General features: G+C 72.5%; 17 protein-coding genes. 11 read left to right on the top strand and 6 right to left on the bottom strand.

The annotated features are described in order from the left end of the window. Nucleotides 1–19 precede the first annotated feature (19 nt). Together ABD784_RS14160 and recR are read left to right on the top strand one after the other, a co-directional pair. Nucleotides 20–3,919 carry a DNA polymerase III subunit gamma and tau gene (locus tag ABD784_RS14160; protein WP_344886111.1) on the top strand — a complete coding sequence of 1,300 codons (3,900 nt, stop codon included), beginning with the start codon at nucleotides 20–22 and terminating at the stop codon, nucleotides 3,917–3,919. 37 nt (nucleotides 3,920–3,956) lie between these two features. Continuing rightward, the gene (gene recR, locus ABD784_RS14165; protein WP_344886113.1) at nucleotides 3,957–4,556 is read left to right on the top strand and encodes a recombination mediator RecR; all 600 of its coding nucleotides are present in this window, start codon (nucleotides 3,957–3,959) and stop codon (nucleotides 4,554–4,556) included. Nucleotides 4,557–4,568: 12 nt separating this feature from the next. Here the strand turns inward: recR and ABD784_RS14170 are convergent, their stop codons facing one another. From ABD784_RS14170 to ABD784_RS14180, 3 genes are all read right to left on the bottom strand, one after another. Further along, nucleotides 4,569–5,186: a DinB family protein gene (locus ABD784_RS14170; protein ID WP_344886115.1), complete on the bottom strand. Its 618-nt coding sequence runs from the start codon at nucleotides 5,184–5,186 to the stop codon at nucleotides 4,569–4,571. Between the two features lie 73 nt (nucleotides 5,187–5,259). Next, the gene (locus ABD784_RS14175; protein WP_344886118.1) at nucleotides 5,260–6,447 is read right to left on the bottom strand and encodes an ABC transporter permease; all 1,188 of its coding nucleotides are present in this window, start codon (nucleotides 6,445–6,447) and stop codon (nucleotides 5,260–5,262) included. Continuing rightward, nucleotides 6,444–7,439, bottom strand: coding sequence for an ABC transporter ATP-binding protein (locus tag ABD784_RS14180; RefSeq protein WP_425582993.1), 996 nt, complete (start codon nucleotides 7,437–7,439; stop codon nucleotides 6,444–6,446). The genes ABD784_RS14175 and ABD784_RS14180 overlap by 4 nt, the downstream gene beginning before the upstream one ends. 489 nt (nucleotides 7,440–7,928) lie before the next feature. On the opposite strand from ABD784_RS14180, the gene ABD784_RS14185 reads away from it, so the two are divergent. Then, on the top strand, nucleotides 7,929–9,215 hold the full coding sequence (locus ABD784_RS14185; protein ID WP_344886123.1) for an aspartate kinase: 1,287 nt from the start codon (nucleotides 7,929–7,931) through the stop codon (nucleotides 9,213–9,215). Here ABD784_RS14185 and ABD784_RS14190 read toward each other — a convergent pair. Both ABD784_RS14190 and ABD784_RS14195 read right to left on the bottom strand, forming a co-directional pair. Next, nucleotides 9,212–9,379, bottom strand: coding sequence for a hypothetical protein (locus ABD784_RS14190; protein WP_344886126.1), 168 nt, complete (start codon nucleotides 9,377–9,379; stop codon nucleotides 9,212–9,214). The two genes, ABD784_RS14185 and ABD784_RS14190, sit on opposite strands and share 4 nt — an antisense overlap. A gap of 101 nt (nucleotides 9,380–9,480) precedes the next feature. Continuing rightward, the gene (locus ABD784_RS14195; RefSeq protein WP_344886129.1) at nucleotides 9,481–11,130 is read right to left on the bottom strand and encodes an alkaline phosphatase D family protein; all 1,650 of its coding nucleotides are present in this window, start codon (nucleotides 11,128–11,130) and stop codon (nucleotides 9,481–9,483) included. A gap of 106 nt (nucleotides 11,131–11,236) precedes the next feature. On the opposite strand from ABD784_RS14195, the gene ABD784_RS14200 reads away from it, so the two are divergent. The 6 genes from ABD784_RS14200 (at nucleotide 11,237) to ABD784_RS14225 (ending at nucleotide 17,825) form a co-directional block, all read left to right on the top strand. Continuing rightward, on the top strand, nucleotides 11,237–12,007 hold the full coding sequence (locus ABD784_RS14200) for an aminoglycoside 3'-phosphotransferase (RefSeq protein ID WP_344886132.1): 771 nt from the start codon (nucleotides 11,237–11,239) through the stop codon (nucleotides 12,005–12,007). 60 nt (nucleotides 12,008–12,067) lie between these two features. After that, nucleotides 12,068–12,937, top strand: coding sequence for a 3-methyladenine DNA glycosylase (locus ABD784_RS14205; RefSeq protein ID WP_425582988.1), 870 nt, complete (start codon nucleotides 12,068–12,070; stop codon nucleotides 12,935–12,937). Between the two features lie 143 nt (nucleotides 12,938–13,080). Beyond that, nucleotides 13,081–14,781 carry a carbon starvation CstA family protein gene (locus ABD784_RS14210; protein ID WP_344886138.1) on the top strand — a complete coding sequence of 567 codons (1,701 nt, stop codon included), beginning with the start codon at nucleotides 13,081–13,083 and terminating at the stop codon, nucleotides 14,779–14,781. A 16-nt stretch (nucleotides 14,782–14,797) separates the two neighbouring features. Beyond that, nucleotides 14,798–15,052, top strand: a complete 255-nt coding sequence (locus ABD784_RS14215) for a cory-CC-star protein (protein ID WP_344886141.1) — start codon at nucleotides 14,798–14,800, stop codon at nucleotides 15,050–15,052. A 62-nt stretch (nucleotides 15,053–15,114) separates the two neighbouring features. Then, entirely contained in the window at nucleotides 15,115–16,179 is a 1,065-nt protein-coding gene (locus tag ABD784_RS14220; RefSeq protein WP_344886144.1) for an ArsA family ATPase, read from the top strand. 74 nt (nucleotides 16,180–16,253) lie between these two features. Beyond that, nucleotides 16,254–17,825, top strand: coding sequence for a Na+/H+ antiporter (locus tag ABD784_RS14225; RefSeq protein ID WP_344886147.1), 1,572 nt, complete (start codon nucleotides 16,254–16,256; stop codon nucleotides 17,823–17,825). 36 nt (nucleotides 17,826–17,861) lie between these two features. Here the strand turns inward: ABD784_RS14225 and ABD784_RS14230 are convergent, their stop codons facing one another. Next, on the bottom strand, nucleotides 17,862–18,293 hold the full coding sequence (locus ABD784_RS14230) for a YchJ family protein (RefSeq protein WP_344886150.1): 432 nt from the start codon (nucleotides 18,291–18,293) through the stop codon (nucleotides 17,862–17,864). A gap of 110 nt (nucleotides 18,294–18,403) precedes the next feature. On the opposite strand from ABD784_RS14230, the gene ABD784_RS14235 reads away from it, so the two are divergent. Next, the gene (locus ABD784_RS14235) at nucleotides 18,404–19,363 is read left to right on the top strand and encodes a hypothetical protein (RefSeq protein WP_344886153.1); all 960 of its coding nucleotides are present in this window, start codon (nucleotides 18,404–18,406) and stop codon (nucleotides 19,361–19,363) included. Nucleotides 19,364–19,499: 136 nt separating this feature from the next. Further along, nucleotides 19,500–19,751 carry a phosphoribosylformylglycinamidine synthase subunit PurS gene (gene purS / locus ABD784_RS14240; protein WP_309080546.1) on the top strand — a complete coding sequence of 84 codons (252 nt, stop codon included), beginning with the start codon at nucleotides 19,500–19,502 and terminating at the stop codon, nucleotides 19,749–19,751. Nucleotide 19,752 lies beyond the last annotated feature (1 nt).

Below are 19,752 nucleotides of genomic sequence, written 5' to 3' on the forward strand. Positions count from 1 at the left end.
AGGGGCTAGGGTTTTACGCGTGAGTACAGCCCTTTATCGCCGATACCGGCCGGACACCTTCGCGGAGGTCATCGGGCAGGAGCATGTCACCACACCCCTGATGACGGCCCTCGACAAGGACCGCGTCAACCACGCCTACCTCTTCTCCGGCCCGCGCGGCTGCGGCAAGACCACCAGCGCGCGCATCCTGGCCCGCTGCCTGAACTGCGAGCAGGGCCCCACCCCGAACCCGTGCGGCCAGTGCCCCAGCTGCATCGACCTCGCGACGGGCGGGGCCGGCTCGCTGGACGTCATCGAGATCGATGCCGCCAGCCACGGCGGCGTCGACGACGCCCGCGACCTGCGCGAGCGCGCCACGTTCGCCCCCACGCGCGACCGCTTCAAGATCTTCATCATCGACGAGGCCCACATGGTCACTTCGGCCGGCTTCAACGCGCTGCTCAAGATCGTCGAGGAGCCGCCGCCCCACATCAAGTTCATCTTCGCGACCACGGAGCCGGACAAGGTCATCGGGACCATCCGCTCCCGGACGCACCACTACCCCTTCCGGCTGGTGCCGCCGGAGACCCTCATGGAGTACCTCGAGCGGCTCTGCGCCCAGGAGGGCGTCCCGGTGGCCCCGGGCGTCCTGTCGCTCGTCCTGCGCGCCGGCGGGGGCTCCGTCCGGGACACGCTCTCCGTGCTGGACCAGCTCATCGCCGGTGCCGGCCCCGACGGGCTGGACTACGAGCTCGCCGTGTCGCTCCTCGGCTACACGCATGCCGCCCTGCTGGATGACGTCGTCGACGCCCTCGCGGCCAACGACGCCGCCACGGTCTTCGGCGTCGTCGACCGCGTGGTGCAGACCGGGCACGATCCGCGCCGGTTCGTGGACGACCTGCTGGAGCGGTTCCGCGACCTGATCATCGTCAAGGCGATGCCGGACAGCGCCGCTCAGATCATCCGGGGCGTTCCCGAGGACCAGCTGGACCGGATGCGCCAGCAGGCCGCCACGCTCGGCCAGGGGGAGCTCAGCCGCTCCGCAGACGTCACGAACCAGGCGCTCACCGAGATGACGGGCGCCACCAGCCCCCGCCTCCACCTCGAACTGCTGTGCGCGCGGCTGCTGCTGCCCGCGTCGGACACCGGCGAGAACGGAGTGGTCGCCCGCGTGGACCGCATCGAGCGCCACCTGACCCAGGGCGGCGCGGCGCCGCTCGCCTCCGGGACCTCCCAGCACGACGCCGGTGCGCCGGCGGGTGCCCTCGCGGACGCCGGTGCCGGGCTCGACGGCAACGGCGGGGCCGCCGCGGTGCGCGAGGCACTGCGCGCGGCCAAGGCGCGGCAGGACCAGGACGGCCCCGTCGCCGCTCCGCCCACAGTGCAGCCGGCCGTGCAACCCGCCGTGCAGCCAGAGGCACAGCCGACCGCGCAGCCCGCCGCACCGGCCGCGGGTGCGGCACCGGCGCCTGCACCGAACGCTCCAGCGCCCTCCACGCCGGCCGCACCGACGGACGGTTCCCCTGCCGGAGTACCGTCCACTCCGCAGGTGTCCTCCGATGCGACGAGTCAGGCGAATGCCTCCGGCGTCCCGCACGTCTCGCCCTCGAATGTACCGGCGCCCCAGGACGCGGCACCCCAAGATTCGGCACTCCAAGATTCGGCACCCCAGGACGCGGCTCCCCAGGACGCGGCTCCGCAGCAGCCTCACGGGGCGCCGGCGCGGGCCCCGCAGAATACTGAGCACTCCGCCGCGGACACGCAGGCGCCTGCGCAACAGGCCCCTGCCGCGCACCCGGCCCCTTCCCCGGGCCCGGCGCAGGGATCCGCGGCCGACTGGGGAGGCACCTGGGCCGCCGCCCCCGAGCCGCCCCGCCAGACGCCGGCTTCCGGGTCGACCGCCGAGCCGGCCCGTCACACGCAGGCTTCGGAGCCGACCGCCGAGCGGCCGGCGCAAGCACCCGCCGCACCGCCGGAGCAGGCCGCCCCCCGGCCGGAGACGGGATCCGAGACCTCCGTCCCCGCCGGTGCGCCCGCCGCACCAGACGCATCCGACGCATCCACGGCACCCGCACAGAGGGCCGCCGGCGAGCAGCCGGCCGCCGACCCGACTCCGCACCAGCCCGGCGGCGCCGGGTCCGTGGAGATGTTCCGCCGCGCTTGGCCGGAGATCCTCAAGGTCGTCGCCGGCGAGCGCCGCGCCGTGCAGATGAACCTGCAGCAGAACGCGTCCGTCTCCGGCTTCGACGGCCGGATGCTGACCGTCTCCTTCGCGAACCCCGGAGCACTGGCGCACTTCACCAGCCGACCCGACAACGGGGCGCTGCTGCAGTGGGCGATCAACCAGGTGCTCGGCGTGCAGGTACAAGTCGACGTCGCCGCGGGAGGATCCGGGCCGACGGGTGGTGGTTCCGGCCCAAAAGCTGATCGCCGGCCCGAGCCGGCGTCCGCAGGGAACCAGACGGGCAACGCGTCCCCCCGCGCGAACGCCCCTTCGCCGCGGCCGCAGCCCAACCCGCCGCGCGAAGTCCCCCCGTTCCAGCCGGAACCACAGCTGCAGGAGCACTACGAGCGCCCCGCCGCACCCGAATGGACCGAGTTCCCGCCCGCCGACGCGGCCCAGCCGAACCCGGATCGCACCGCCCCGCGCCCCGCGGACGGGACCGCCTCCCCGGTGGACGCGACCCCCGCAGCCACTGCGGGCGGGCCGGATTCTGGACGCTCCGCGGGCACTGCGCCCTCGGGCGCCTCGGCGGCGACGGCAGCGTCCGTGACGTCGGCCTCGTCGGCCCTCTCCGCGCCGTCGGCGCCGTCCGCAGCATCGGCAGCCTCGGCTCCCACCGCGACTTCCGTGCCGTCGGCCGGGTCCGCCCCGTCAGCGGCGCCAGTGCCGTCAGAATCGTCCGCACCGCCGGCCGGGTCCGCACCTTCCACGACGTCAGCGCCGTCGGTCGCATCCGCCCCGTCTGCGGGCTCAGCGTCGTCAGCGGCCTCAGCGTCGTCAGCGGCCTCAGCGTCGTCCGCGGCAGCGCCGATGCCGGCCCCGGCGGCCTCCGCGCCGTCGGCCGGCTCGGCAGCCGTCCCGGAGGCACCGGAAGGCCTAGCGCCAGACGCGTCGGCAGCTGAGGCATCGCATCCGTCAGCCGCCGCCGATCCGCCGTCGCAGGGCGGCTGGGAGTCCTCCGACGGCTGGGTGCCGCCCGACGAGCCCCCGGCCGACGACGAACCGCCGTACCCGTACGACGACTATGGCTGGTCCGACGCACCGCGTGAGGCTCCCCGCGACGACGCTGGCCGGAACGAGCCTGGCCGGAACGAGCCTGGCCGGGATGACGTGCCCGGCCCGTCCGCAGGGGCCGCCAGGGGCGGACCGGCCGAGCAGGCCGGTCCTGCCCGGCAGCCCACCGCCTCCGATCGCGGTCCGTCGCCGGTCATCCCGCCGGCTCCCAAGGGTCCGACGCCGCCCCCGCCCTCCTGGGCAGGCTCGGCCCTGCCGCCCACGATGCGGCCGGACACCAGCGAGCGTCCGGCCGACCCGGAACCCGAGCAGCAGAGCGCTGCGCAGAAGGTGAGCCGGTACCAGCGCCTCCTCGCCCAGGCCCAGGGCGACGGCGGCTCACCGGCGCCCGGCACCGGCTTCGGCGGTCCGCCCGGCGGCGGTCAGCAGGGTGCCGCACCGTCCTACCCCGGCACCCCCTACGCCGGGACCGCCGGCCCCGGCTCATCGGGCGGGACCCCGGGCGGCGGAGCGGGTCGGGGCCCGCAGGTCGTAGACTCGTCCTACGCCGGGAATCCGGCGAGCGGGCCCGAGGACTTCGAACCCAGCGACGACGACATCGCGATCGAGGACTCCACGGTGATCGGCCGGGCCGCGATCGAGCGGATCCTGAACGGACGGCTGATCGAAGAACGCGGTCTCGACGGAACGCCCGTCAACTAGGCGCCCACGCGGCGTCGACATCCGAGTGTGAGGTTTCGTGTACGAAGGCGCAGTCCAAGAACTGATCGACGAGTTCGGCCGGCTCCCCGGCATCGGACCCAAGTCGGCCCAGCGCATCGCCTTCCACATCCTGGAGGCCGACCGCGAGGACATGAACCGGCTGGCCGACGCGATCCGCGTGGTCAAGGACAAGGTGAAGTTCTGCTCGATCTGCTTCAACGTGACCGAGCAGGAGACCTGCAGCATCTGCCGTGATCCCAAGCGGGACGAGACGGTGCTCTGCGTGGTGGAGGAGTCCAAGGACGTCATGGCCGTCGAGCGCACGCGCTCCTTCCGCGGCCGGTACCACGTCCTCGGCGGCTCCATCAATCCGATCGGCGGCGTCGGCCCCGACCAGCTCCACATCCGCGAGCTGCTCGGCCGGCTGAACGACGAGAAGATCCAGGAGATCATCATCGCCACCGACCCGAACCTCGAGGGCGAGGCGACGGCGACCTACCTGGGCCGGCTGCTCAGCACCATCGGCATCCGCGTCACCCGGCTCGCCTCGGGCCTGCCGGTCGGCGGCGACCTCGAGTATGCCGACGAGGTCACCCTCGGCCGCGCCTTCGAGGGGCGCCGCACCCTCAACAGCTGATCGCCCGGCGCCCTACCGGGCCCGCTCCTCCAGCCGGAACCCGTCCGCGATCTCCAGCAGCCGGTCCCGGTACCCGGTCCACCAGGCCTGGCCCGACTCCGGCAGGTTGCTGTTGCCCGGCAGCAGGCCGGCGCTCCCGTCGATGGCCTCGCGGACGATGTCCGCCTGGCCGGCGTGGCGGGAGATCTCCGCGATCATGTGCACCACGAGCCGGCGGACCGTCGTGTCGCGCGACGCTCCGCCCCACCAGGGGACGTGCCCCGGCGCGTCGAGACCGAGCTCGTCGATGGCGGCCTCCGCCCGGGCCGCGGCCCGCCGGTAGAAGTCCACGACCCACTCGCGGCTCTCCTCCGCCGTCGCGTACATGTCCGCGTTCGGCTCGGCGTCGTCCGCCATCCACGGCAGCTGCTCCTGCTCCCGGCCCAGGACCTGCCCGAGGTAGTCGGTCTCCACGCTCGCCACGTGCTTGAGCAGACCCAGGAGATTCGTCCCGGTCTGCGTCATGGGCCGGCGCACGTCGTACTCGCTCAGTCCGTCGAGCTTCCAGAGCAGGGCCTCGTGGGCCTCGCGCAGGTAGCGCTTGAGGATCTCGGTCTCCGTCGTCGTGCTGCTCGCGCGCTCACCCGTCATGCCGTCCACCCTAGGACGGCCGCGCCGTCGGCACTAGGGGCCGACGGCCGGAGCCTCGCACGGCACGACGGCGTCAGGCGACCCGGGTGCCCGTCGCGAGCTTGCGCGCCGGGGTGACCAGCCGGCGTCGTCCATCCGCCATGAGGAGCCCCACGAGGACCAGCTGCACGCCCAGACCCACGGGCCACAGCGGCGGCATCTCTCCCGGGTTCATGGTGGGCTCCGGCTGCCGCACACCGTTGACGCAGTCCGGACCGTCGACGCCGTACTGCGCCATGCGGACCCCCACCTGGACGGCGCCGAGCGGCCCCTCGGGCGAGTAGTCCTGGCCGGCCTCGACCGGCTGCGTGGCCACGGCGTCGGCGACGACGACGAACGGGTTCGCCGCGAGCATCCACGCCGTCCGCTCGGTGTGCAGGATGGTCCGCTGGATCGGCTTGTCCGTGCAGATCTCGTCCTCCGTGCGGTACACGAAGTCGGCGTGCTCGGCGTCGAACTCGCGCCAGAACTGCTCCTCGTTCTCGACCGGCTCGCCGTCCTCGTCCAGGGGGACGCCGTTCTCGTCCATCTCGATGCTCGCGTACGGGTCCTTGGGGTTGACCACCTCGTAGTCGGTGATGGTCTCCTGCGTCATGCTCAGACTCAGCCCGAACCCGATCAGCGTGCCCAGCCCCAGCAGCGCCACCACCAGGTAGGTGCCCACCACGGCGAACAGCGGCCGGGTGGAGCGCGCCGAGATCCCGACGCCGATGGCGCAGGCGACCCCGAGCTCCACCGCGCACATCAGCACGAACAGCGGCACCGACGGCAGGTACACGTCCCCGTAGGACATGGCCCAGGCGAGCATCGGCAGCGTCACCACCAGGAACGCGAGCGCCGCGATCCACGAGGCCAGCCACTTGCCCCACAGCAGCTGCCCCGGGGTGAGCAGCGTGTTCTGGAGGATCGCCAGGGTGCCGCCGGCGCGGTCGCCCGTGATGGTGTTGGCGCTCAGCGCCGGGGCGACCAACAGGCCGAAGAGCAGGACGAAGGAGATCACCAGCTCGAACATCATCTGGCCGATCTGCTCCGCCTCCGCCGTGCCGAGCAGCATCGGCGACGCCGAGTACGCGGCCAGGGCCGTGACGGCCAGGATCACCAGGAACCAGACCACCAGCATGATGAACCAGGACTTGGACCTGACCCGCTGCCTCAGCTCCAGCTCGACGACCGTCCTGATCCCGCTCAGGTAGCCCAGGCTCGTTGCCTTCTCGTCAGTCACTGGCCGGCCTCCGGGTTCCCGCCCTCGCGATGGGCGCTGGTCATTCGGTGCACCTCGGCCGCGTAGACCGAGCTCATGTAGGTCTCCTCGAGCGCCCCGACGCTCGGGGCGAAGGCGGACACGGCCACGCCGGCGTCGATCAGCTCGCGCAGCAGCTGGGCCGCCTGGAGTTCGCTGGAGGCCTCCACCAGGGCCTCGGGCCGCCGCTGTCCGGCGGGCACCGTGAACAGGACGCCCAGGTCGGACAGGGTCCGCAGCAGGTGCTCCTGGTCCAGCGCGCGGATGGTGTAGCCGCGGAGCTGCTCCTCGACGTCGTGCACGGACTGGTCCCGCACGGTCCGCCCGTCGGCCACGAAGACGGCGCGGTCGGCGATCTCGTCCAGCTCCGCGAGCACGTGGGAGCTGACGACGACGGTGCGCCCCTCCGCCGCGAACTGGCGCAGGAGGTTGCGCAGCTCGATCCGGGCTCCCGGGTCCAGCCCGGAGGCGGGCTCGTCCAGGAGCAGGACGGCGGGGTCGTTCATCAGGGCGCGGGCCAGCGACAGGCGCTGCTGCTGTCCGCGGGAGAGGACGCGCGCGGGCTGCTTCGCCAGCGTGCTCAGCTTCACCATGTCCAGGAGCTCGTCGGCGCGCTCGCACGCCTGATCCTTGGTCATGCCGTAGAGCCGGCCGACCGCGACCAGGATCTCCCGCGCCGTCAACGCCTCCCACACGCCGAGCGTGTCCGGCATCCATCCGATCCGGGCGCGCACGGCGCGCGGGTTCTCGACGACGTCGAGCCCGCCGATCCGCACCGTGCCGGCGTCCGGACGGAGCAGGGAGGCCAGCATCAGCAGCAGGGTGGTCTTGCCCGAGCCATTGGGCCCGATCAGCGCGGTGACCTCGCCGGGGGCCGCCGCGAAGTGGATGTCCTTGACGGCCTTCACCGAGCCGAAGGCGCGCGCGAGCCCGGTCGCGACGATGCCGCCGCCCTGCCGCGCTGCGCCGGTCATGCCGGTGCCATCGTCGTGCGCGCCGCCGTCGTCGTTCACGACGCCGTCGTTCCGGCCGCCCTCGTTCCGGCCGCCGTGCGCAACGCCGCTCACGGCGGCGCGGTTCCGGTCGTCGGCGGTCCCGTCCTCGACCGTCCCGTCGTCGACGGTCCCGTCATCGCGCCCGGCGCCCTGCGGCCCCATCGGTGCCCCTGCCACGGAATCCTCCTCACCCGCGGCCACACGACCGCTCAGGCCTCAAGCCTAGAAAATGCGTCCCCGACCAGACACCTCCCACGGGATGAGTTTGAGGCTGCGCGGCTCATCCCGGGCGGGAATATGACCGGCCCGGTTCACGAAAACGAGGGGTCGCAGAGGCGCTGGATACACTGTCTGGCAGCATCCACGGCCGAACCGCGGCCCGGCGCTGCCCGGCGGGGCGGAGCCGCGGCAGCCGACCACCCCAGCCGGTGACGACACCGGGAGACCCCTTCAGGAGAGTGCTACGGCATGAGCCTCATTGTGCAGAAGTTCGGCGGATCGTCCGTGTCCGATGCCGAGGGCATCAAACGGGTCGCCCGCCGGATTATCGACACGAAGGCGGCCGGGCACGACGTCGTCGTGGTGGTCTCCGCGATGGGCGACACGACGGACGAGCTGCTCGACCTGGCCAGCCAGCTCACGGCCGAGGCGCCGGCGCGCGAGATGGACATGCTCCTCTCCGCCGGCGAGCGCATCTCCATGGCGCTGCTGGCCATGACGATCGACGGCATGGGCGAACGCGCGGTGTCCTTCACGGGCAGCCAGGCCGGCATGATCACCGACTCGGTGCACGGCAAGGCCCGCATCATCGACGTCTCCCCCGAGCGCGTGCGCCAGGCGGTGGACCGCGGATACGTCTCGATCGTCGCCGGGTTCCAGGGGATGAGCCGGTCCAGCAACGACATCACCACCATGGGCCGCGGCGGCTCGGACACGACCGCGGTGGCCCTCGCGGCGGCCCTGAACGCCGACGTCTGCGAGATCTACACCGACGTGGACGGCGTCTACACGGCGGATCCGCGGATCGTCGCCTCGGCGCAGAAAATCGACCGGATCTCCAGCGAGGAGATGCTGGAGATGGCCGCGTCCGGCGCGAAGATCCTGCACCTGCGTTGCGTGGAGTACGCGCGACGGTTCGGAGTGCCGCTGCACGTGCGGTCCTCCTTCAGCCCGAACGAGGGCACCTGGGTCATGCCCAGCCCCGACGACCAGATCAAGATTCAAGAGGGAGAGCCCTTGGAACAGCCCATCATCTCCGGTGTTGCACACGACCGCTCCGAGGCGAAGGTCACCGTGGTGGGTGTGCCGGACATCCCCGGCAAGGCGGCCCAGATCTTCGGCGTCATCGCGGGCGCGCACGCGAACATCGACATGATCGTCCAGAACGTCTCCACGGCCGGCAAGGAGAAGACCGACATCTCCTTCACCCTGCCCGTGATCGAGGGCAAGGACGCGCTGGACGCGCTCCGCGCCACGATGAACGAGATCGGCTTCGAGGCGATCGAGTACGACGACCAGATCGGCAAGCTCTCGCTGATCGGCGCCGGCATGCGCTCCAACCCGGGCGTCTCCTACAAGTTCTTCCAGGCCCTGCACGAGGCCGGCGTGAACGTCGACATGATCTCCACGTCCGAGATCCGGATCTCCGTGGTCACCCACGCGGACAAGCTGGACGAGGCCGTCCGCGCCGTGCACGGGGCGTTCGACCTGGACACGGACGTCGAGGCGACGGTCTACGGCGGCACGGGCCGCTAGTTCCGGCGCCCTCCGCGGGCCCGCACGTGCCTGGCCGCCACATGGCGGGCCAGCACGGGCGGCGCCGCGAGATGCCGCCCCAGCACGTGCCTGGCCGCCAGAAGGCAGGCCAGCACGTACCAGGCCGCCACGTGCCGCTTCAGCACCAGATTCTCCGTGAGCACGGTGCTCCACCGGCACGCCGCGAACCCGCCCGTGCCCTACCGGCACGTCGCGGGACCACCGGTGCTCCACCCGCACCCCGCGGACCCGCCGCCGGCCCGGGTCAGCGCTCGGGCGCCAGCGTCTTCGAGAAGACGGCCTCCCCGAGCGCGTTGCGGAGGGTCACGGTGAACTGATCGGCCTCGTCGAGCTCCACGTGGCCGAAGAACTGGCTCTTCCCGTCGCGCGGGGACTGGTTGGCCCGCTCCCCGGCCTTGGCGAAGACCACCTCGGGCCCGAACGTCCCGTCCATCGCGTTGGGCCCGAACGAGCCGGCGTTGATGGGCCCCGCCACGAACTCCCAGAACGGGTCGAAGTCGGTGAACGCGGCCCGCTCCGGCGAGTAGTGGTGGGCGGCGCAGTAGTGCACGTCGGCGGTCAGCCAGACGATGTTCCTCACGCCGGCGTCCTTGAAGGCTTTCAGCAGCCGGGCCAGCTCCAGCTCGCGGCCCAGCGGAGCGCCGTCGTCCGCGTTGGAGATGGACTCCTGGGCGTCGCCGTCGGGCACGACGATCCCCAGCGGCAGGTCCGAGAGAATCACCTTCCACGTCGCCTTGGAGCGGCGGACCTCCTTGATCAGCCACTGCAGCTGCTCCTCGCCGAGGATCGGCGTGGCCCGCGGCTCCAGCCCGTCGGTGTTCTGCCCCTTGAAGGTCCGCATGTCCAGCGAGAACAGGTCCAGCTGCGGCCCGCGCTCGATCTTGCGATAGATGCGCGCCGGCTCGAACCCGGTCCCGCGCCGCATCGCCCGGGGATCCGCGATGGGCTGATACTCCTGCCAGGCCCGGCGCCCGCGGGCGGCGAGCGTGTCGACGTCGCGCACCGTGTACCGCTCGTCCTCGAGGACCTCGCCGTGCCACCAGTTGTTGGTGGTCTCGTGGTCGTCCCACTGCGCGATGACCGGGACCTCGGCGTAGAACGCGCGGATGTTGGCGTCCATCAGGTTGTAGCGGTGGCGGCCGCGGTACTCGTCGAGGGTCTCCGCGACCTTGGCGACCTCCGGCGTGACCAGGTTCCGCCAGATGCTGCCGTCCGGCTCCTCCACCGTCTCCGCGATCGGCCCGTCCGCGTAGATGGTGTCGCCCGAGTGGACGAAGAAGTCCGGCTTCACCGCGCGCATCGCCGAGTAGGCGAACATGCCGCCGATCTCCTCGTTGATGCCCCACCCCTGGCCGGCGGTGTCGCCGGTCCAGACGAAGCTCTGCCCGCGCGGGACCTCCCCGCGGCCCCGCCCCGGGCCCCGTCCGACGGCGTTCGGGCCGGGTGCCGTCGCGAAGCTCCCCTCGCGGGCCTCGCCGAGGTTCCCGTGCTCGTCCTCGAACGCCATGGTCACGGCGAAGCGGCTGCCGGAGGGCAGCTGGGCGGCAGCGATCTTCGCGGTGAAGTCGGAGTCCTCGGTGGCCCAGCCGCTGCGCAGCGTCCGCGCGAAGGCGCCCTTGCCTCGCAGGACCCGGCCCTCGGCGTCGACCGTCCGGAGGGTGGCGACGAGCCTCCCCCGCCCCGACGCCCGCGACCAGAGGACGGCCGAGTCCGTCCCGGCGTCGCCGAACTGGATGCCGGAGGGGAGCTTGAGCCGCTGCCGGACCTGGCCGGGCGAGGCGGTGCGCAGCAGGCCGCCGGCCGTCGCGGGCCGGGCGGTCACCGCGGTGGCCAGGCCGGCCCCTCCGGCGGCGAGCGTACCGAGGACCAGGGAGCGTCGTGAGATCTCAGGCATGCCTCCGAGTGTGGGACACGCGGACGACGCCGGGGTGAACCCGCCGTGACGGCGGCCTGACGATCCGGTGCGGCAGTAGGCTGGAGCCACCCGACCGAGGAGCCCGATGCCCTTCCGCCCGCTCGCCGCCGCGCCCGAGGCCGACGTCGAGGTCCCAGCGCCCGTGGCGGAGTACGCCGCCGGCCACGGCGTCGGGCCGGACCGCGTGCTGCCCGTCTGGCGGAACGAGCTCGGCGGCCTCACCTTCAGGCTGGGCCTGCCCTCCGGCGGCGCCGAGTTCGCCAAGTGGTCGCCGGCCGCCGCGGGCCTCGACCTGCGGGCAGAGGCAGAACGCCTCGCCTGGGCGGCCGACTTCACGCCGGTCCCCCGCCCGCTCCACACGGCCCGGCACGACGACGGCTCGCACCTCCTCGTCACCGCCGGGGTGCCCGGGGAATCGGCGGTCTCGCCGCGCTGGATCGCGCAGCCGGAGCAGGCCGCGCGGGCCATCGGCACCGGACTGCGGGCCCTGCACGACGCCCTGCCCGTGGACGGCTGCCCCTTCGACTGGTCGCTCGGCTCGCGGCTCGCGCGCGCCGGGGACGCCGCCCTGGGCCGCGCCCTGGCGGCGGAGGCCCCGCGCATCGACCGGCTGGTGGTCTGCCAGGGCGATGCCTGCGCCCCGAACACGCTCATCGGCGAGGACGGCGCCTGGAGCGCCCACGTCGACCTGGGGGCGCTCGGGGTCGCCGACTTCTGGGCCGACCTCGCGATCGCCGCGTGGAGCACCGTCTGGAACTACGGTGCCGGCTTCGAGCACCTGGTCTACGACGCGTACGGCGTCGCCCCGGACGCGGAGCGGATCGCGTTCTACCGGGCGGTGTGGGACGCGACCTGACCGACGCGACCTAACCGACGCGACCTAACCGGCGAGCCGCCGGCTTCTAGAATGGTGGGGATGACCTCCCTCCCCGAATCCGCGTGGCTGCCGCGCGCCCGCGCCCACCGCGAGCGCGTGGAACGGTTCGCCGCGCCCTTCGTCGAGCGCCGGATGAAACAGCGCAAGCATCCGGTCGAGGACTTCCTCTTCACCTACTACACCCAGAAGCCCGGCCAGCTGCAGCGCTGGCACCCGGGCGCCGGCGTCGTGCTGGAGGGCGAGGCAGCGGCGGAGCGCCGCGCCTGGAAGTTCTACACGGAGCACGACGGCGGCACGGGGCTGGACGTCGAGGCCTTCGGCGCCGCTCGGGCCGAGGCGATCCGGTTCGCGCGCATCATCCTGGCGGGGACGGCCAGCCGGCCGGGGAACTTCGCCTGCTTCGGCCTGCACGAATGGGCCATGGCGTACCGGTCGGAGAGCAACGGCATCCGGCACGAGTACCTGCCGCTGCGGCTCGGCGCCTCCGGCACGGACCGGGTGGTGGAGGAGCACCGGATCCGGTGCACCCACTTCGACGCGTTCCGGTTCTACACGCCGGAGGCGGCGCCCCTGAACGAGCTGCAACCGACCCGCGAGACCCAGCGCGACCTGGAGCAGCCCGGCTGCCTGCACGCCAACATGGATCTGTACAAGTGGGCGTACAAGCTCACGCCGGCCGTGCCGAGCGAGCTGGTCATGGACTGCTTCGAGCTGGCGTGGGACATCCGCACCATGGACATGCAGGCCTCCCCGTACGACCTCTCCGAGTGGGGCTACGAGCCCCTCCGGATCGAGACCCCCGAGGGCAAGGCCCGGTACGTGGAGCTCCAACGCCAGTTCGCCGAGCGGGCGGACGTGCTGCGCGCCCGGCTGCTGCAGGTCGCCGAGGCGCTGGCCCTGCCCTCGTAGCCGCACGTCACAGGCACCGCCCCGACACTGTGACTCGGAGCACCGAGGATCTAGGCTGTGCTCAGGCATCACCGAAGCCGCACCCGGCGGAGCGCCGACGACGCCGCCCCGGGCCCGGCACCATCGTCAGAAAGAGGTTCGCCGTGAGTTCCATCCTCCTCGCACTCATAGGCATCGCGATCGTCATTGCGGGCTACCTGCTGTACTCGAAGTACCTCAGCAAGAAGGTCTTCGCTCTCGACCCCTCCTACCAGACGCCGGCCCACCGCTACGAGGACGGCGTGGACTACGTCCCGACCAACAAGTACGTGCTGTGGGGCCACCACTTCACGTCCGTCGCGGGCGCCGCGCCCATCGTCGGCCCGGCCATCGCCGTCATCTGGGGCTGGCTGCCGGCGCTCCTCTGGGTCACCCTCGGCACGGTCTTCTTCGCCGGCATGCACGACCTCGGCGCGCTCTGGGCCTCGAACCGCAACCGGGGCCAGTCCATCGGCACCCTCTCCGGCCGGTACATCGGCGGCCGCGGCCGCAACCTCTTCCTCGTGGTGATCTTCCTGGTGCTGCTGATGGTCAACGCGGCCTTCGCCGTCGTCATCTCCAACCTGCTGGTCTCCACACCCACGGCGGTCATCCCCGCCTGGGGCGCGATCGTCGTCGCACTCCTCATCGGCCAGGCGATCTACAAGCTGAAGTGGAGCCTGCCGATCGTGTCGATCGTCGGCGTCCTCGCGCTCTACGGCCTGATCCTCCTCGGCGACGCCTTCCCCGTGGTCCTGCCGGACGTCATCATGGGCCTGAACGCCAACGCCTTCTGGATCATCGTCCTGTTCGTGTACGCGGCGATCGCCTCGATGCTGCCGGTCTGGATGCTCCTCCAGCCGCGCGACTACATCAACGGCCTCCAGCTGTTCATCGCCCTCGCCATCCTCTACGGGGCGATCATCATCTCCGGGCCCACCATGGTGGCCCCGGCCTTCAACACCAACGTCCCCGAGGGGACGCCCTCGCTGGTGCCGCTGCTGTTCGTGACCATCGCGTGCGGCGCCATCTCCGGCTTCCACGGCATCGTGGCCTCCGGCACGACGTCGAAGCAGCTCGACCGCGAGACCGACGCCCGGTTCGTGGGCTACTTCGGCGCCGTCGGCGAGGGCCTGCTGGCCCTCGGCACGATCATCGCCGTGTCCGCCGGCTTCCAGACGGTCGCCGAGTGGGAGGAGATCTACTCCGCGTTCGGCGAGGGCGGCGTGGGCGCCTTCGTCAACGGCGGCGGCGCGATCGTGAACCAGGGCCTTGGCATCCCCGAGTCGCTCTCGGCGACCATCCTGGCCACCATGGCCGTGCTGTTCGCCGCCACCACCATGGACACCGGCGTCCGCCTCCAGCGCTTCGTGGTGCAGGAGGTCGGCGAGATCGCCGGCGTCCGGATCCGGCCGGTGCTCGCCACCCTGGTGGCCGTGGCCGTGACCGTGGCGCTGACGTTCAGCGCGGGCGCGGACGGCTCCGGCGGCATGCTGATCTGGCCGCTCTTCGGCACCACCAACCAGCTGCTCGCCGGGCTGACCCTGGCGATCGTGGCGGTGATGCTGATCAAGCGCCGCCGCCCGGTGCTCCCGGCCCTCATCCCCCTGACGTTCGTCCTGGTCATGACGGTGATCGCCCTGCTGGTGCAGATGGTGGACTTCTACCAGGCGCAGAACTGGCTGCTGCTGGGGCTGGACATCGTCATCCTCATCGCGGCCGTCTGGGTGATCGCGGAGGCCGTCACCGCCATGGGCCGCGCCCGTCGCGAGCCGGCGGACCTGGACGACGCCGACGAGGACGCCGACGCCCTCGCCGGCCGGTAGCGGGCCGAGGACGGGCATGGGGCGACTCTCCGCCTTCGCCGAGGGCCTGCGGGAGTTCTACATGGCGCCCTACCGGCGCACGCTCGCGCGGGCCCAGCGCGACGAGGAGGACCTCTTCATGATGCTGGTCCTCTCCGAGGCCCTCGGCGTCCCGAACCCGGCCAGCTACTACACGCTGGAGCTCCTGCCCGTCCTGTTCGACCGGTTCCACGACTGGCACCGGCGGATGGGCATGGACCGCTCGCCGCTGGACTCGATCTCCTGCTGCTGACGGGTCCCACGCCGACGCCAGACCCACACCCAGACAGCCCCTCCGACCGACGAGAGGACGCGATGCCTTCCTCGAACCACGCCGCCCCGGCCCCCGGGGCCGAGGCCCTGCGCGGGCTGGCCGCGGGAGCCCGCGTCGTCTTCTTCTCGGGCAAGGGAGGCGTGGGGAAGACGACGACGGCGGCGGCCACCGCCGTCGCACTCGCCGACGCCGGGGAGCGGGTCTTGCTGGTGTCCACCGACCCGGCACACAACCTGGGCCACCTGTTCGAGCGGCGACTGCGGGACAAGCCGTCGAGGCTGGCGACCACGGACGCGGGCGGGCGGCTGGACGCCGTGGAGATCGATCCGGCGGCGGCCACAGCACGGCACCTGAAGGAGGTCGGCGCCACTATCCGCGGGATGATGCCCGAGCACCTGCACCGCGAGGTGGAGAAGTACCTCCGGCTCGCCGCCGACGCGCCCGGCACGCACGAGGCCTCCGTCCTCGAGCGGGTGGCCGAGCTCACGGAGGATTTCACGGCGGATCTCGCGGAGAACCCTGCGGAGGCATCCGCCGGCGGTTCCAGGCCCGCGGACCGCTACGACGTCGTCGTCTTCGACACCGCACCCTCGGGGCACACCGCCCGGCTCATGGCGCTGCCGGATCTCATGACGGCCTGGACGGACGGGCTGCTGCGTCGGCGCGAGGCCAGCGAGAAGTTCGGCGAGGCCGTGGTGGGGCTCGGCGGCAAGCGGCAGGCCCAGGACTCCCGCGACTCCCGGATCCGGTCCGTGCTCACGCGCCGGCGCGAACGGTTCGCACGGCTGCGCGCGCTCCTGGCGGACGAGTCGCGGTGCGCGTTCGTGCTGGTGCTGGCCGCCGAGCGCCTGCCCGTGGCGGAGACCGTCGAGTTCCACGAGCAGCTCCGGGCCCAGGGGATCCGGGTGCGCGCGCTCGTCGTGAACAAGCGCTCCCCGGGCAAGGAGGGCGAGTTCATGGAGCGGCGGCGGGCGGCGGAGGAGCGCCACGTCGCCGAGCTGCGGCGGTCCGTGCCGGGGCCGCCGGTGCTCAACGTCCGGCTCGCACCGGACGAGATCCGCGGCCTCGACGGGCTGGGCCGCGTCCCGGAGCTCGTCGAGGACTGAGCCGGGGGCTGAGTCGCGGGCCGAGTCGCGGGCTGAGTCGGGGACGGCCCCTCCGCGTGGAGTAGTTTCGGAGCATGGAATTCATGATCCTGCTGGTGGGGCTCCTGTTCGGGACCGTGGTGGTCGTCGGGCTCGGGGAGCGGATCCGGCTCCCCTACCCGGTGCTGATGCTGTTGTTCTCCGCCGGTGTGGCCTTCCTGCCGTTCATCCCGGAGATCCGGATCGACCCCGAGCTGATCCTGCCGCTCTTCCTCCCGCCGCTGCTGTTCGCGGCGGCCCAGCGGAGCTCCTGGTCCGTGTTCCGGTTCCGCTGGCGGAGCCTGGTCCTGCTCGCCGTGCTGCTGGTGGCCGTCACGGTGGCTGCCGTGGCCGGCCTGACCTGGTGGCTGGTCCCCTCGCTGGGCATCCCGGCCGCGATCGCGCTCGGCGCGATCGTCGCGCCGCCGGACCCGGTCGCCGTCGAATCCGTGGCCGGCAAGGTCAGCATGCCGCGGCGGCTGGTCTCGACCCTGCAGACGGAAGGTCTGTTCAACGACGCCATCGCGATCGTCATCTTCCAGGCGGCCGTGGCCGCGGCCGTCAGCGGGGGCGACGTCGGATGGGGCATCGTGCCCGCCTTCCTCCTCGGGGCCGCCGGCGCGGTGCTGCTGGGGCTCGGCATGGCCTGGCTCGTGGGTGCCCTCAACCGGTTCGTTCCCAACCTGGTCGCCCGCTCCGCGACGACCCTGGTGGCTCCGTACGCGGTCTACCTCCTCGCGGAGGAGGCGCACTGCTCCGGCGTCGTCGCCGTCGTCGTCACCGCCCTGGAGCTCGGCCGGCGCGCCCGGCCGCAGGACTCCGAGGAGCGGCTGACGCGCGCCGCGTTCTGGGACGTGGTCGAGCTCCTCACCACGGGCGTCGCGTTCGGCCTGGTGGGCATCGAGATGCGCTACGTCATCCAGGACGAGGGCGCGGACCTGCTCGGGTTCGTACCCGGCATCGCCGTGGTCTGCGCGGCGGTCCTGCTGGTGCGGCTGCTCTGGATGATGGCCATCCTCCGGCTCGGCGGGACGGAGCGCCGCAACAAGGTACCGGGATCGTTGAAGGAGGTCCTGGTCCTGACCTGGTGCGGCATGCGCGGGCTCGCGACGCTGGCCCTGGCCCTGGCGCTGCCCGCGACCACCGAGGCCGGGGATCCCCTGCCGGAGCGGAACTTCGTCATCGCCGCGGCCTGCGCGGTGCTCCTGGTAACGCTCGTGGGTCCGGGGCTGACGTTGCCCTGGCTGATGCGGAGGCTGCGGCTGCCCGACGACCACGCCGCGCTCGAACGGCAGGAGCGGGCCCTCGCCCGGCGGGCGCAGCAGGTGGCGCTGAAGGCGGTCAGGAACTCGACGGCGGCCCAGCAGCTGCCGCCGGAGCGGCGGGCCGTACTGGCCAAGCGCATGGAGTCGCTGCACACGCTCCTGGAGAGCGACGTCGAGGACGACCCCGAGAAGATGCGCGCGCTCCGGCAGACGCTCTCCGTGATGGACGAGGTGCAGCGGCAGGCGTTGAACGCGGCCCGGCGCGAGGTCCTGGCGGCACGCAAGGCGCCCGGGACGGACCCGGAGGCGGCCGATCTGGTGCTGCGGCGGCTGGATCTGCGGACCGTCACGCTGGACCGGTAGCGCTCGCGGCGCCCTACCGGCCGCGGTGGTGCCGGCTCAGTCGCCGTCCCCCGATACGTCCCCCGTCACATAGAGCCAGCGCCCGCCCTCGCGGCGGAACCGGCTGACCTCGTGCATCCGGTGCCGGGCGCCCGAGCCGTCGCGGAACTGGGCCACGAACTCGACGGTGCCGGCGTCGTCGAAGGGACCGCCCGCCGTCGTCCCCACGATGGTCAGTCTCCCCCACTCCGGGCCGGGCTCCATCAGACCGGCGAGCGGCGGGCGCTCCGCCGCGTCCCACGTGCGGTGGAGGTAGCGGGCCAGCGGCGCGGGGTCGCGGTCCAGGAGCGCGTATGCGGAGTAGCGCGAGCGCATGAGCGCCTCGGCGGTGGGCGCGGCGCCGCCCGAGTGGAAGCGGGCGCAGCACTCGCCGTAGCTGTCGCCCGTGCCGCAGGGGCAGCGCTGGGACGGGTCGATGGTGGCGGGCATGCCTCCAGCTTAGGGGGCCGGACGTCAACGGTGGAGCCGCAGCTGTGGAGAGGACGCAGCCCTGTGGACGGGCCGGCGCACCGTGGCCGCGCCGACCGTAGCGTGAGGCCATGAACACGGCACACCGCAGCCCGGCGCTCCTCGCCGCACTCCCCCTGGCGCTCGTCCTGGCCTCCTGCTCGGCCCCGTCCGAGCCGGCCGGGCCGGACCCCGAGTCAGCAGCGGGTCCGACCGCCTCGTCGACGGCCTCGTCGACCGCCGAACCGACCGCCGAGCCGAACCCCGAGTCGGCAGCCGATCCGGCCGCCAAGACTCCGGCGCCGGGGGCAGGCGCTGCCGCTGCGCAGGACACCCCCGCGAACGCCCAGGGGAACGCCGAGGAGGACGCCGAAGTGCTCCAGGCGGCCGACGAGGCGCTCCAGGAGGCGGCCGACGAGGCACTCGGCCTCATGGCGGGCGTCGAGGACCTGGGCCCGGGCTGGCGCGTCTCGGAGAGCAACTCGAAGTCGTTCGCGCCCAGCGAAGTCGAACCCACCGCGGCGGAGGCGTGCACCGAACCGCTGGCCCTGCTCTCCGGCGACCAGCGGATCTTCCTGTTCGAGTCGATCCGTCTCGGCTACATCTATGCCACGGAGGAGGGCCAGAGTGACCGTCACCTGACGGTGACGAGCTTCCCCGCGCTCTTCGGCACCGGCCTCCTCCGCAGTCCGGAGGCCGAGGGGCTCCTCGGCCAATTCGAGGACCGTGCTCGAGAGTGCTCCCGGATCACCTCCCCGGACGGCCTGCAGGATGCCTGGGTCGAGCTCAGTCTGGTCGACGAGCTCGATGACGACTCCGCGCTCCTCCTGACGGAGCATGGTCCGCGACCGGGTTTCCCCGGGACCACCAGCATCTACTCCTACATCACGGTGGTGAGCGAGGACCTCCTGGTCATCACCGAGCTCGGTTCGGAGCACACCGACGGGGAGTCGCTCGCGGAGCTGGATCGGGTCCACCATCTCGAGGTGGAACGCGCGCGGGCCGCACTGGACGGCCTCACCGCCTACGACGAGCTCCTGGAGGCCGCGTGAGTGCCGCCCGTCACCCGTGCGCCCGCGCGCGCCGCATCCCGGTAGACTGGTGGGGCAAGCTCGCGGAGCGCCCCTCGGCGTGAGACGGCACCCCTTCCGCGGGCGCCAATCCCCTCGCGCACAGGAGTAGCACCGGATGCCCCGGATCGTTGTTGATGTCATGCCCAAGCCCGAGATCCTGGACCCCCAGGGCAAGGCGATCGTGGGCGCCCTCCCCCGCCTCGGCTTCGACGCCTTCTCCGGCGTCCGCCAGGGCAAGCGCTTCGAGCTCGCCGTCGACGGCGAGGTGACCGAGGCGGTCCTGGCCCAGGCCCGCGAGGCCGCCGAGACGCTCCTGTCGAACCCGGTCATCGAGGACGTCGTCAACGTGCAGGTGGTTGAGGACTAAC

Source organism: Zhihengliuella alba (genome assembly GCF_039538765.1).
GTDB classification, from domain to species: domain Bacteria; phylum Actinomycetota; class Actinomycetes; order Actinomycetales; family Micrococcaceae; genus Zhihengliuella; species Zhihengliuella alba.